We start from the raw sequence: 12,605 nt of genomic DNA, 5'->3' as shown, positions 1-12,605 counted from the left end.
ATGTAGCATTCTACTCTATAACCTGTCAGGCGCGACAAAAGAATGCCCGGGCCATAAGGCCCGGGCATTCTGTCTCACATGTGCTTTCGGTTGGTTTGGACGGGCTTATCGCCCGCCGCCGCCACCCTGTCCGCCGCGTCCGCCGCGACGACGGCGCCGACGGTTCTTGTTCGCTCCGCCTCCTGCGCCACCACCCGCGGGCCGCGGTCCTCCGCCGGCAACTTGTCCTGCCGGAACAGGCGTTCCATCCGCGCGATTAAAGTTGGGCTCGTTGTCCTCGTCGATCTCCTCACCCTCTTCGTCATCGTCATCGAAGTCTTCTCCGCCCTCAATCAGAATCGTGCTCTGATTCGAGCGGGGCTGCTTTTCGTCGAATTCGTGACGCGGACGCGCCGCCGCCGGCGCCGGTGCCGCTTCTGCGGCGCCGTCAAACGGCTCGGGAGCTTCAGCAGCCGGAGCCGATTGCGCCAGCTTCGCCTTCTGCTCGCGGATCAGCGCCTTGCGGCTCAGCTTGATACGATTGCCTTCGATGGCCAGCACCTTCACCATCACCTGGTCGCCCTCGCGCAGCTCGTCCTTCACTTCCTTCACGCGATGCTCTGCGATCTCCGAAATGTGCAGGAGTCCATCCGTGCCGGGGAAGAGTTCGACAAATGCGCCGAACTCCGCCAGGCGAACAACCTTGCCCAGGTAGACCTTGCCGATCTCCGGCACCGCTGTGAGGTTGCCAATGATCTCGAGTGCGCGCTTCAGACCGTCCGCGTCGCTTGAAGCCACGCTCACCTTGCCCGTATCGTCCACGTCGATCTTGGCCCCGGTCTGCTCGATGATGCTGCGGATCGTCGCGCCACCCTTGCCGATCAGATCGCGGATCTTGTCCGTCGGAATCATGACGGTCTCGATGCGCGGAGCATATTGCGAACGCTCCGTGCGCGGTCCATCCAGCACTGCATCCATCTTGTCCAGCAGGAACAGCCGCCCGCGTTTCGCCTGCTCCATCGCCTGCTGGAGGATCTCGCGCGTCAGTCCGCCGATCTTGATGTCCATCTGCAGCGCGGTAATGCCTTTCCGCGTTCCTGCAACTTTGAAGTCCATATCGCCGTAGTGATCTTCGGCTCCGGCAATGTCCGTAAGGATGGCGTAGTCGTCACCCTCCTTCACCAGGCCCATCGCTACGCCGGCAACGGATCCACTCAGCTTGATGCCTGCGTCGTAGAGCGCAAGACTCGCGCCGCACACCGAGGCCATCGACGAAGAGCCATTCGATTCGAGAATGTCGGAGACGATGCGAATCGTATACGGCGAGTCTTCCGCCGTCGGCAAAACTGCTGTAATGGCCCGCTCGGCAAGAGCTCCATGTCCGATTTCGCGCCGCCCAACGCCGGTCATACGTCCCGTTTCACCAACGCTGAAGGGCGGAAAGTTGTAGTGAAGCATGAAGGTCTTTTTCTTCTCGCCTTCAAACGATTCGAGCCGCTGACCCTCATCCGCAGTTCCGAGGGTCGCAGTAACAAGCGCCTGCGTCTCTCCACGGGTAAACAGCGCCGAACCGTGTGTACGCGGCAGAACGCCGGTTTCGATGCTGATGGGGCGAATCTCATCGAATGCGCGGCGATCGGGACGAATCCTGTCCTTCGTCACCTGCTCGCGGAACAGACGCTCGCGCAGATGCTCGTAATAGGTCGCGAGCTTCTTTTTCGCATTCGGATCATCCGCCGGAAGCGCAGCGGCAAGTTCGTCCTTGATCTGCTTCACCAGCGCGTAGCTCTCGGTCTTCGCATGCGCCTTCGTGTCCAGTGCATCCTTCAGGCGATCGCCGACTTTAGCTTTGAGTTCACCGTAATACGCCTCGTCAAACTCCGGCGCGGTGAACGACCGCTTCGGCTTCCCTGACTTCGCAACCAGTTCCTCGATCGCGGCCACGATCTTCTTGATCTCGGTGTGTGCGAATTCGATGGCGCCCAGAATGACCTCTTCGGTCTCTTCTTTCGCGCCTGACTCGATCATCACAATGCCGTCCTTGTGTCCGACAACCATGATGTTGACCGTGGTGTTTGCGCGCTCGCTGTAGGTGGGGTTGATCACAAATTCGCCATTCACGCGTCCCACGCGCACCGCCCCAACCGTTGCGCTAAACGGAATATCGGACAACGCCAGCGCGCAGGCCGCGGCGTTGATGCCGATCACATCGGGATCGTTTTCCTTGTCCGCAGAAAAGACCAGTGCAATGACCTGCGTCTCGTTGCGGAAGCCATCCGGGAACAATGGACGAATGGGGCGATCGATCTGCCGCGCGGTCAGAATTTCTTTTTCGCTGGGCCGGCCTTCGCGCTTGATAAATCCGCCGGGGATGCGTCCGCCTGCATAAGTGTATTCACGGTAGTCCACCGTGAGCGGGAAAAAGTCGATGCCTTCCCGTGGGTCAGGAGACGCGACCGCGGTGGCCAGAACCACGGTTTCGCCCGTGGTGACCAGTGCAGCACCAGATGCCTGCTTCGCCATGCGCCCGGTCTCAAAGACCAACCGCTTGCCACCTGCAAGCTCGACTGTCACTTCTTGTTTAGACATGGAGTCCTCGTTTCATTTTTTTTCGCTTGGGAAACTTGTGGGTAGGAAGATCCGGAAATACGGAAGGTGTTCCGATGCGCGGACGTCGCAGGACGCGACTGGACCGAACCAAATTGCATCGACACAAAATGCCCGGGCCGCGCCGAGTTTACTTGTCGCCAATCGGCGACAGCTCTGCGCAAGCCCTGGCGGCATCTTTGATTAGCCAGGTACACCATGGCCCCAGGTTCTGAATAAAACGGGGCCGTGACCAAAATCCGGTCTGGGCGCTTCCGGGTCAACGTTTGCTTTCTGATTACTTGCGGATACCGAGCTTGCCGATCACGTCGCGATAACGATCGGAATCGTGCGTCTTCAGGTAGTCCAGCAGGCGGCGGCGCTTGCTGACCAGCATCAGGAGCCCACGCCGGGATGCATGATCCTTTTTGTGAGTCTTGAAGTGCTCAGTCAATTCGCCGATCCGCTCACTCAGAATTGCGATCTGGACTTCGGGGGAACCGGTGTCCTTCTCGTGGGTGCGGAAGCGTTCAATCAGGGTAGTTTTCTTGGCAGTCGCCAGCACGGCGGTATTACTCCTCTTGCGTTCTCAGTCCACTCTCAAGTGTCTAGATAGAGATTACCATGAATGACTTGCACGAGGAACCCCGCGCCCTGTATACCCCCGGGAAATCAAGCACCGTGCAATCCAACCAATGCCTGCAATACAGTGGTATCGAGCCGGGGAGTTCCAACAAGTGCAACGAAAGACAACCCTCTACATCGATATCGACGACACCCTCATCGCCCAGGTTCTCCCTGGTTCCGGCTTCGATCTCCGCCCCTGCGTCATCACCCACCTCACTGCTCTCGGGCGCATGTACGACTGCTGTTGGCTCACCTCCTGGCCGTATACGGACACCGGTGCCGGCGTCTCCGTCGCAACTCTGATCCGCAGCCTCTACGGCTCCCGCATCAACGAGACTTTCCGCTACGCGGACTGGGACCGCGACCACCCCGACGGCAAAGCCGGCTTTGTCCTCCGCGACGATGCACCCAGAGATTGGTACTGGCTCGAAGACCCGATCCCGCAAGGCGAGCGAGCCGCCCTCACAACAGCCGGCAAACTCGATCGCTACATCCCCGTCGAACCTGCTGGTCCATGGGGATTCCTCGACGCCCTCAACGAACTGTTCCGCCGCACCAGCAAGACCGCCGCCGATATCCGTCACGCCGGCGCCCGCCCCGAATGGTTCGATCGCAGCGCGCTTGATTCTGATCGATAATTTAGGTTTGCTGGCGAAGTCCGAAACGGATTCCAAACCTCGAAGCACCTCAAGCCAAACCAAGCCGACAATGCAACCGAATCGCCGCAACTGCTGCGGCGACCTTCGCTCAGCAGGACAAGCTTCGCGGGAAGTTGGGAGGGCCCGGCTGGTGCGTGCCGGGACGGGGGAGATTTACACTCGGAGGGGGGATTCTGAATTTGTTTGGAGCGATGCGGTTCCTTTGGAATGCGACGCGCGGGCATCGGTTAGCGCCGTGGCGGAGCGAATTTCTGCGATGGCGGGTGGAGACGTATTCGGGCAAGCCGGCAGAGAGTTTAAGGGCGCGCGATGTATTCGGGTTCATGTGGGAACAGAAATGGGAGCTATTGAGTTTTCTGTTCTGGACGGGAGACCTGGAACGGGAGGCGCGTCGGAGGCCTTGATCCGGACTGACATTTCTGAGGATGAAGGTTTGCGATATCCCACTCATGCGGCCAAAAAGCGCCGCATGAATGGGTCGCCCGGCACCCGGTTTTGTATCGAGTGCAGTCCATTCATACAGAGGAGAGATTTCAGATTGATCCGTTTGAAGAAGCTTGGGTTTGCGGCTGGTTTGTTGTGCGCGGCGCTCGCGCAGGCCCAGCAGTTGCCGCCGATTGAGCCGCCGAAGCCGATGCCTGGGACGCGTTCGGATTCACCTGCGATTCGAGTGACCACGAATGAAGTGCTGGTGCCGACACTGGTGGAGAAGCCGCACGGAGGCGGCATTGTCTACGGGCTGAAGCAGTCGGACTTTGTGGTGGAAGACAACGGCGTTCCACAGAAGATTCATGTGCAGGAGGAGCTGGATACGGCTCCGGTGGCGCTTGTGGTTGCGATGGAAGAAGGAAGAGCCGGGTGGCTGGAGTTTCAGAAGCTGGGGAAACTGGGGCCGCTGCTGGATACGTTTTTGAGCGATCCGCGGAGCCAGGCGGCGCTGGTGGGGTTTTCGTCGAAACCGCGACTGATACAGGATTACACGCACTCTGAAGAGGAACTGGCGGCAAAGCTGCAGAATCTGGAGCCGGGAGATGGTGGGGCGGCGATTCTGGATACGATCAGCTACGGGGTGGATCTGCTGGAGGATCAGCCGAAGAACTATCGGCGCGTGCTGCTGCTGATCAGCGAAGAGCGCGATCACGGAAGCAAGCATACGAAGCCGGCGCAACTGGTAAGCAAGATCGGACGATCGGATGTGCTGGTATTGAGCATTGCGTATTCGCCGTCGAAGGCGGAGTTGGCGCACGACATCAAGGACAATGGCGAGGACCGCATGCTGAACATGGTGTCGACACTGGTGATGGCGGTGCAGGCGTTCAAGAAGAATGTCGCGAAACAGACTGCGATCATGAGCGGTGGGGAGTACACGACATTTACCGGCGACCGGCGGTTTGAAGCGCGGGTGATGGAGGCGGCGAAGGATGTGCGCAATCGGTATTTGATTACGTTCAGCCCATCGGATCCTGCGCCGGGACTGCATACGATTCGAGTGCGCACGGTGGAGGATTACGGGGCGAAGATCGTGGCGCGCGCGAATTACTGGATACAACCGGGGCAGTAATCCAGGTGCCAAGTTGCATTCTTGCGGCGGCAGATGCTGCGAAAACGCGTTGCGCGAAGGCGATGTTTCATGCGGGATTAACGGTGTTGCGGGCATGATTTCGCACGAAGCCGTAGATCACAATCTCGAAACAGAACACGGCGATTCCCGTAATCGCCCCGATGGTCATGAAGTGCTGGGCACCATGCACTCCGTTGGGGAGGCCGGTTGCGGCGGCCCGGAACAGAGCAGCGAAAAGCGCAATCAGAAACGAACAGGCCAGAGCGATTCTGTCGCGTTTCAGGTGGTTTCGACTGCTTTTAGAAGGGACGGGGGTCGCGTTGCGATACCAGTCAATAGCCCAAAGCAAAAGAATGACGATGCCGAGGACGGAACTGAAGTATTGCAGGATCCCGAACCAGGGACGAGGACCAAAGAGCGGAAGCGAAACTTGACCGTCGAGGAAGGGGACCTGATGGCCGAGCAAATGTCCGGAGTGGGTGAACGAGTCCCAGAGGATGTGGGTGGCAATGCCCACGAGAATGGACAACACGATCAAGGCAAAGCGGGAAAGAGAGTGGATGGACAGGGTTCTTGGTCCGAGTTGGAGTCGTGCGCGCGCGCTTGCGGGCAGGCAGGCGGCGAGAGGTTCCTTGGCATAGCGGTGAAAGAGCCAGAGCACGACCAGGCTGAGCGGCAGGTCGAGCGCAAAGACGCCCAGCAAGCTGTGGCCGAAGCTGCCATGATGTGCAAACGGAACGAAGTATTCGAAATCGGGTGCAAAGCAGCCGACGATAAGGGCCGACATGATGAGACGTGTGCGCCGGAACGGCATCGCGGCGGCGGCATGAGACAGAGTAAAAGGCATTATGAGAATTATGACGGTTTTGGGGCCGCGGGTCATATTGGGTAAAGCGCATGCGCTCGATTTGGCGAAAATGTAGTCTTCTGCCGGAAAGGCATTCAAGGGCAGAGTAGCCTCTATCTGATTGATTTCAAAAAAAACTGTGCGGAATGGTACAGATCGGGATCGATTGGATGATCGGCTAACGAGAAACTGCGCGTTGGGCGGTGATTCGACCGAAACCTGCTAACGCAAACCTCTTCACATGAATCGTAGTGCACGCACGATGTGGTGGAACCCTGTGAGCGACCATGCGTCGGTAATGGGTCGGTGCGGGCGCAGCTTGTGAGGAAGCCGCGCAGCCTGAAACGGCACATCGATTTCGTCCTGCTTCAACATCTTTTCCATTGCGTGGACTCGCCGCGACTTTGCAGTTGTTCCTCATTGATCCGGTTGGGTGCAGTCTTGCCTTCAGGAAACGCGCGCGTGCTTCTTTCGACGGATCTCCGCTCTGCCACGATGTCCTGTAGCGCGGCCCGAAGATGCACTGCGGCCGAAGTATGAATCTGTGAAATTATGGATTCCACAACTCCTAACGCCAGACCGATCTCGCGCATCGTCAGTTCTTCGAAGTAATAGAGCGTCATGACGAGACGCTCGCGCTCAGGAAGTTCCTCAATGGCGTTCGCCAGTTTCTCTTGGAGTTCTCCACGAATACAGCAGAACAGAGGATCTTCCTCCGGGCGTCCGGGGATATAGGCCATCTCCTCTTCGCCCGAATCCTCGTTGTGTTCAACATGCAGCGTACCAATCTCAAGTCCCTTCAGATCACCTAACAGGGATTGGTATTGCTCCAGGCCCAAACCCATCTGCGCCGCAACTTCATTTTCAACAGGAGAGCGACCAAAGCGCGCCGTGAGAATGCAGACCGCCTCGTCGGCCGCTCTTCCCTTGCGCCGCAGATCGCGCGGGCTCCAATCGAGGGTACGCAGACTGTCAAGGATGGCGCCACGAATGCGAAACTGCGCGTAGCTGCGAAACTGTACCTTTTTCTGTGGATCGAATTTGGTGAAGGCATCCATAAGACCAACCACACCTGCCGAAACCAGATCTTCGATATCCACGTGGTGCGGAAGCCGCTCGTGAATGCGCCGGGCGAGAAAGCGCACGATGGGCAGATGCTCCAATAGGAATCTTTCTTGTTCTCCGTTCAGCATTTCCGAGGAAGCCTCTGGCGGATAACCGTCCAATGCGGCAGGTTTCCGCCGTGTCCCGAGATTGAGCCCGATATCGCGTCCCATAGGGCGCTCCCCTTTCGCGACTTCGTTCTCGCGGTCTCGTCCTGGCGGCCACGAATCCCATCACCGAACCGTGCTCACCGACTTCAAGCGAATTTCCGGCGATATCTCGGCGGCCACATCTACTGAAGGGCCTCGGCATCACTGGCTCGAGCCATCGCTTGAAGTGGCATCGGGCCCGATTTGAATGAAGGGGCACGGGGAGTGCCGAAGAGTTGGAGGCGCCGATTAGATGTTTCAAAGAATCGGCGAGACGCCGGACGACTGGAACTCCAGGAGAGGAGGCGGCAGAAAGCATTCGCTGGCTGGCCTCGGGCGCATCAAAAACGAGGTCATCATCAGGCCCGTCCACCGCCGTCCCACGAATCGCCAATCGCTTCGCTGCTACACTAGAGACAGAGACTGCCTGAGAGATTTGCGAACGACGGCTAAGATTCGAGGTCAACGAATATGCCCCAACAGAATGAAAATAAGAGCATTGCTGGAACCGGCTTACGCTTGAAGGTGGGCCTTGCCGAGATGTTGAAAGGCGGGGTCATCATGGACGTGATGAACGTGGAACAGGCCCGCATCGCAGAGGAGGCGGGAGCCGTGTCGGTTATGGCACTGGAGCGCGTGCCGGCCATGATTCGCGCCGAAGGCGGCGTGGCGCGCATGGCCAAACCGAGCCTCATCAAGCAGATCATGGTGGCAGTCAATATCCCCGTAATGGCCAAGGCGCGTATCGGCCACTTCGCTGAAGCGCAGATCCTTCAGGAAATCGGGGTGGACTTCATCGATGAGAGTGAGGTGTTGACCCCAGCCGATCAAGCTCACCACATCGACAAGCATGCCTTCACTACCCCCTTCGTGTGCGGTGCGCGGAACCTCGGAGAGGCGCTGCGGCGGATTGCCGAGGGTGCGGCGATGATTCGCACCAAGGGCGAGGCGGGAACCGGCGATGTGGTTCACGCGGTTCAGCATATGCGCCAGATTGTGAGAGAGATGAAGGCACTGACGGTACTGAGCGAGCAAGAACTCTACGCGGCAGCCAAGGAGCACCAGGCGCCGTATGAGTTGGTCAAGATGGTGGCACAGGCTGGCAAACTGCCGGTGCCGAACTTCTCGGCGGGCGGGATTGCAACGCCGGCGGATGCGGCACTGATGATGCAGCTTGGCGCCGAGGCAATCTTTGTGGGGTCCGGGATCTTCATGAAGGAACGTGCCACGCCTCTCGATGTCGAAAACGATCCGGCTGAGCGTGAAGAGGCCGTTTCGCGGGCGAAGGCAATCGTGATCGCCACAACCCACTTCAACGACCCAAAGATTCTGGCCGAGGCCAGCGAACAGGTCACCGGCACGATGAAGGGACTTGCAGCCGCTGCACTCGATGAGTCTCAATTGTTGCAGACACGCGGCTGGTGACCACCTGCGGTGGGGCCAGCCGCTCGCTATTCGCTCGCACGAGTTCTGTGGTTTCCCATCCTAGTGCTAGAACCAAGCGCAAGGATTGGAGGTTCCAGCGATTTGCAGATGGTGATCGGACAAGGGGCCAGATCCTCAGGCCGCTTCCCCGGGGCCGCCTCTGTACATGGTCATATGACTAGTGATATGACTATCTGAGAGGTGCGCCATGGTCTGGCCCGTTTACGACGCAAAAGCACGCTTCAGCGAACTCCTTGACGCCGCCCTCAAGGAAGGCCCGCAGATCGTCACGCGCCGCGGCGTTGAAACGGCTGTGCTTGTCCCCATCGACGAGTGGAGGCATTTGAACGAAAAGGCGAGAAGATCTATGCCCGATCCGCTTCTCGATCCCGCAGCGCCCCACGGTATTCCGCTGCCTTCGCGTCGGCCGAGGTTGAAGCTTCGCCCGGTTCGCTTCGACGAGGATGAGGAGCGGCCTTGAACTACCTGCTCGACACCAATATCGTTTCCGAACTCCGCAAACCGAAGCCACACGGAGCGGTCATAGCCTGGAGGCGGTCGGTTCCCGCGCATCAACTTGCGATTCCAGCTGTCGTTCTTGCCGAAGCACAAGCCGGGGCAGAATTAACGCGCAAACAAGACCCCGAAAAAGCGGGTGAATTAGAAGCCTGGATTGACAATCTCATGGCCTACTATACGGTCTTGCCAGCAGACGGTCCAATCTTCCGCGAATGGGCGCGTTTGATGCACGGCAGGTCGGACGATTTGAGCACCGACGCAATGATCGCCGCTACCGCGCGCATTCATCGCCTGATTGTCGTCACTCGGAATGTAAGGGATTTCGAGAACTTCGACGTTCAGGTCTTGAATCCCTTTTCCGGCCAGTTGGGAAAGGAGAGGCAATGAAAAAGCCGCCTCGCATCGGCGTCCTCGCTATACAAGGCGACTATGCCGCCCATGCTGCCGCGCTTGCGGAGTCTGGCGCGATACCCATCGAGGTGCGCACACACGAGCAATTGTCAGACCTGGATGGATTGATTCTGCCTGGAGGCGAATCAACCACCATGCTGAAATTCCTGGAACGCGGCCATCTCTTCGACGAATTGAGGAAATTCTGTTCGACTCGGCCGGTCTTCGGAACCTGCGCAGGAGCAATTCTGCTGGCGCGCGAGGTCCGCAACCCGGCACAGCGGAGCTTGGGGCTGCTGGATGTCGTCGTTGAACGAAACGCATATGGGCGCCAGATTGACTCTTCGATCCTTTTCTCCGAATCGAAGCTCCCGGGCGAGAAGCTGGAGATGGTGTTTATCCGTGCTCCGCGCATCGTCGAAACCGGACCAGACGTCGAGGTGCTGGCGCGGCGCGGCGGACATCCGACGCTGGTCCGCCAGGGGAAGTTGATGGCGGCGACGTTCCATCCTGAGCTGACGAGTGACCGACGTGTTCACAAAGCTTTCGTTGATCTTGTGAAGGCCAACCTCCGACCCGAGGCCGACTCCGCACCGCAGCGCGATTGAATTCAAGAAAAAAGGCCATCCCGTTGGAGTATGGCTGCGTCCAAAGACTAGAGCGGTCCGGCAGTTGGAAGGCCGATTCGGATTTCACCGCTGATTCGGTTCTTTTGGACAGAATTCGCCACATATTGGCAATGCCAGGTCGGCGCAGGAGTCGCGGAAACGCTCTTGTGGTGTACTCTGATTTGCACAGAGGCTTCTAAATGCCCGCTACCTTTACGCATTCCCCTGCGGAAACGGAACGGAAAGAGCCGGGAATAGGCGGCAAACCTCCTGTTGACCGGCGGCCCACCGGCGGCGGTGGCGGCGGCGGCGATGACGATCGGCAGCACGAGCGGCGAGGCCCCCGCGAGCTGCTCTACAAGATTCGCTTCTCTGTCTTTTCCATCCTTGCGGCCGACATGATGTTTTTTGCCATCCTGGTGGCGTTGTTCTTCGCGCGCCAGGCAGGCACTCACATGGATCCTCGCACCCATGCGCAGATCGGCGACTGGCATCCGGTGATGCTGCCTCCGATTCTCTATCTCAATACAGCCCTGCTTCTGCTCAGCAGCCTGACGATGGAGATAGCGAGGCGGAATATCTTTCGCGAGATTGACGTTCTGGAAGAATGGCTCGGCCTGGGCCATCCTGCACTTCAGCGCACGTTGCCATGGATGGCTGCAACGTTGGGGCTCGGAACCATGTTCCTGGCCGGGCAATGGATGGCTTGGCGCCAGCTAACCGCGCAGGGATTCGCGTTTGACCACTGGTCCACACCCGCAAGCTACTTTTTTTACATCATTACGGGGCTCCATGCGGCTCACCTGATCGTCGGTGTCATGGCGCTGGCCGTTTGCCTTGCAATTATGCGCAGTCTCAAGCGTGTGGAGCTTCGACAAATTGCCGTAGACGCAACAGCATGGTACTGGCATGCGATGGGCCTGGCGTGGATGGTTCTCTTCACCGTGCTTGTTGCAGGACAATAGCCGTTAATTCTCGGACATCCAGAACCGCCCCGGCCGCGCAAACACGTTTTCCGGGCTAAGCCTGGAATTCCTGCCCTATTCAAGGAATGAATACGCCCGCCTTGCCTGGTTCGGCAATCAAGGTGAACTCATCCTTTTTCTCGACGCTGAGGGTTGCCGCATCCGGGTCTTTCACCTTCCACATGACGGCGTGGAGTCGCCCGCTGCGATAATCCAGCGTCAGATAGTGATAGACGGGGAAGGCGGTGTCGCGGTAAAGGTCCGCAGCACCGCGGAATAAAAGGGGATAAGGTTCGGCCCCGCCGCCGCCGGATGTGACATATTCCACCCCATTGCGCTCGAAGCGCTCGTAATTGTGGATATGCCCATTGAAAACAATTGCTTTGGCATGCATCTTGTGAAGATGAATCTCCAGCAGATGGCGCAGCGTGAGCGCTTCTTTTGAGGGCAAATTGGTGAAGAGCTTCGATTGTTCATCGACAACCCACGGCGTGTGGTAAAGGATGAACAGGAAGTCAACCTGCCTTGGAAGATGATCGAGCTGGGCCGCGAACCACGTCGCCTGTGTATTTGTGCCGCCCGAAGGTGAAGTCATATCGAGCGAGATGACTTCCACGCTGCCCATCAGTACCGAATAGTAGCGATGCCCTTGAATGCCGGGAAAATTCTGCAGGTAGTTGGCAATTCCCTGCTGAATGCCTCCACGCACCTCGTGATTACCGATCGTGGGGAGTTGCAGAACCTGGTTTTTGCGCCACAGTGACGTCTCGTCTTGAAAGACCTGCCAATCGGCCTGGCTCCCACCGACATACGGCATATCGCCCGTCAGCAGCAACACTTCAGGATTCTCTTGAGCAACGCGCTCGGCCAGCCATTTGCGGATCCGCGGATTGGTTCCGATCTTTACCGAAGGATCGGTGAAACGCATGTCGCCGTAACCCACCATGTGGAGCGGAGAACCGGCCTGGTATTTGGCGATAGTGAAGGTGGGATTTACATCGATCTTCTCTGCCGATTGCGCAGACGCAGCAGAAAAAAACGCGCACGCAAAAATGAAGAATGCGAAATTCCTCGTGCGCCTCCTCATGGCTTCTCGAACGGTTAATTGCACAAATTCAGGCTACCATCGGTCGCATCGAGGACCCAACTCCTCAGGCCTCCGAGATCCATGCACCGGCATGAAGCA

The 12,605-nt window shown here is 58.3% G+C and carries 13 protein-coding genes; 7 read left to right on the top strand and 6 right to left on the bottom strand.

The window, feature by feature from the left end; translation table 11 throughout:
- Nucleotides 1–105: 105 nt before the first annotated feature.
- Entirely contained in the window at nucleotides 106–2,568 is a 2,463-nt protein-coding gene (gene pnp, locus WCA10_RS24560; RefSeq protein ID WP_472825183.1) for a polyribonucleotide nucleotidyltransferase, read from the bottom strand.
- A 295-nt stretch (nucleotides 2,569–2,863) separates the two neighbouring features.
- Nucleotides 2,864–3,130 carry a 30S ribosomal protein S15 gene (rpsO, locus tag WCA10_RS24555; protein ID WP_472799399.1) on the bottom strand — a complete coding sequence of 89 codons (267 nt, stop codon included), beginning with the start codon at nucleotides 3,128–3,130 and terminating at the stop codon, nucleotides 2,864–2,866.
- Nucleotides 3,131–3,302: 172 nt separating this feature from the next.
- Between rpsO and WCA10_RS24550 the strand changes: the two genes are divergently transcribed.
- The gene (locus WCA10_RS24550; RefSeq protein ID WP_472825182.1) at nucleotides 3,303–3,830 is read left to right on the top strand and encodes a hypothetical protein; all 528 of its coding nucleotides are present in this window, start codon (nucleotides 3,303–3,305) and stop codon (nucleotides 3,828–3,830) included.
- A gap of 559 nt (nucleotides 3,831–4,389) precedes the next feature.
- Nucleotides 4,390–5,412, top strand: a complete 1,023-nt coding sequence (locus tag WCA10_RS24545) for a VWA domain-containing protein (RefSeq protein WP_472825181.1) — start codon at nucleotides 4,390–4,392, stop codon at nucleotides 5,410–5,412.
- A gap of 67 nt (nucleotides 5,413–5,479) precedes the next feature.
- Here WCA10_RS24545 and WCA10_RS24540 read toward each other — a convergent pair whose 3' ends face one another.
- From WCA10_RS24540 to WCA10_RS24530, 3 genes are all read right to left on the bottom strand, one after another.
- Nucleotides 5,480–6,259, bottom strand: a complete 780-nt coding sequence (locus WCA10_RS24540) for a DUF4184 family protein (RefSeq protein WP_472825180.1) — start codon at nucleotides 6,257–6,259, stop codon at nucleotides 5,480–5,482.
- A gap of 237 nt (nucleotides 6,260–6,496) precedes the next feature.
- Nucleotides 6,497–6,643 carry a hypothetical protein gene (locus WCA10_RS24535; RefSeq protein ID WP_472825179.1) on the bottom strand — a complete coding sequence of 49 codons (147 nt, stop codon included), beginning with the start codon at nucleotides 6,641–6,643 and terminating at the stop codon, nucleotides 6,497–6,499.
- Nucleotides 6,628–7,452 (bottom strand): FliA/WhiG family RNA polymerase sigma factor, encoded by an 825-nt coding sequence (locus tag WCA10_RS24530; RefSeq protein WP_472825185.1) that lies wholly within the window; start codon nucleotides 7,450–7,452, stop codon nucleotides 6,628–6,630. Before WCA10_RS24530 ends, WCA10_RS24535 begins: the two co-directional genes overlap by 16 nt.
- Nucleotides 7,453–7,983: 531 nt before the next feature.
- Between WCA10_RS24530 and pdxS the strand changes: the two genes are divergently transcribed.
- The 5 genes from pdxS (at nucleotide 7,984) to WCA10_RS24505 (ending at nucleotide 11,419) form a co-directional block, all read left to right on the top strand.
- Nucleotides 7,984–8,937, top strand: coding sequence for a pyridoxal 5'-phosphate synthase lyase subunit PdxS (pdxS, locus tag WCA10_RS24525; protein WP_472825178.1), 954 nt, complete (start codon nucleotides 7,984–7,986; stop codon nucleotides 8,935–8,937).
- Between the two features lie 208 nt (nucleotides 8,938–9,145).
- The gene (locus WCA10_RS24520) at nucleotides 9,146–9,418 is read left to right on the top strand and encodes a type II toxin-antitoxin system Phd/YefM family antitoxin (RefSeq protein WP_472825177.1); all 273 of its coding nucleotides are present in this window, start codon (nucleotides 9,146–9,148) and stop codon (nucleotides 9,416–9,418) included.
- A complete protein-coding gene (locus WCA10_RS24515; RefSeq protein WP_472825176.1) occupies nucleotides 9,415–9,843 on the top strand; it encodes a PIN domain-containing protein in 429 nt (142 codons plus the stop codon). Before WCA10_RS24520 ends, WCA10_RS24515 begins: the two co-directional genes overlap by 4 nt.
- A complete protein-coding gene (gene pdxT / locus WCA10_RS24510) occupies nucleotides 9,840–10,454 on the top strand; it encodes a pyridoxal 5'-phosphate synthase glutaminase subunit PdxT (RefSeq protein WP_472825175.1) in 615 nt (204 codons plus the stop codon). Before WCA10_RS24515 ends, pdxT begins: the two co-directional genes overlap by 4 nt.
- Nucleotides 10,455–10,654: 200 nt before the next feature.
- A complete protein-coding gene (locus tag WCA10_RS24505) occupies nucleotides 10,655–11,419 on the top strand; it encodes a cytochrome c oxidase subunit 3 (RefSeq protein ID WP_472825174.1) in 765 nt (254 codons plus the stop codon).
- Between the two features lie 79 nt (nucleotides 11,420–11,498).
- On the opposite strand, the gene WCA10_RS24500 is transcribed toward WCA10_RS24505, so the two are convergent.
- Entirely contained in the window at nucleotides 11,499–12,506 is a 1,008-nt protein-coding gene (locus WCA10_RS24500; RefSeq protein ID WP_472825173.1) for a metallophosphoesterase family protein, read from the bottom strand.
- Between the last annotated feature and the right edge of the window lie 99 nt (nucleotides 12,507–12,605).

The organism is Occallatibacter sp. (assembly GCF_049582745.1).
GTDB lineage: Bacteria > Acidobacteriota > Terriglobia > Terriglobales > Acidobacteriaceae > Telmatobacter.
Note: the sequence above shows the minus strand (reverse complement) of the source record. Positions and strands in the feature narration are given on the sequence as shown.

Excerpts from the sequence above, each read along its gene's own strand:
- pnp (WP_472825183.1), bottom strand. The coding sequence starts at position 2,568 with ATGTCTAAACAAGAAGTGACAGTCGAGCTTGCAGGTGGCAAGCGGTTG.
- WCA10_RS24540 (WP_472825180.1), bottom strand. The coding sequence starts at position 6,259 with ATGCCTTTTACTCTGTCTCATGCCGCCGCCGCGATGCCGTTCCGGCGC.
- WCA10_RS24535 (WP_472825179.1), bottom strand. The coding sequence starts at position 6,643 with ATGGAAAAGATGTTGAAGCAGGACGAAATCGATGTGCCGTTTCAGGCT.
- WCA10_RS24530 (WP_472825185.1), bottom strand. The coding sequence starts at position 7,452 with ATGCTGAACGGAGAACAAGAAAGATTCCTATTGGAGCATCTGCCCATC.
- pdxS (WP_472825178.1), top strand. The coding sequence starts at position 7,984 with ATGCCCCAACAGAATGAAAATAAGAGCATTGCTGGAACCGGCTTACGC.
- WCA10_RS24520 (WP_472825177.1), top strand. The coding sequence starts at position 9,146 with ATGGTCTGGCCCGTTTACGACGCAAAAGCACGCTTCAGCGAACTCCTT.
- pdxT (WP_472825175.1), top strand. The coding sequence starts at position 9,840 with ATGAAAAAGCCGCCTCGCATCGGCGTCCTCGCTATACAAGGCGACTAT.
- WCA10_RS24505 (WP_472825174.1), top strand. The coding sequence starts at position 10,655 with ATGCCCGCTACCTTTACGCATTCCCCTGCGGAAACGGAACGGAAAGAG.
- WCA10_RS24500 (WP_472825173.1), bottom strand. The coding sequence starts at position 12,506 with ATGAGGAGGCGCACGAGGAATTTCGCATTCTTCATTTTTGCGTGCGCG.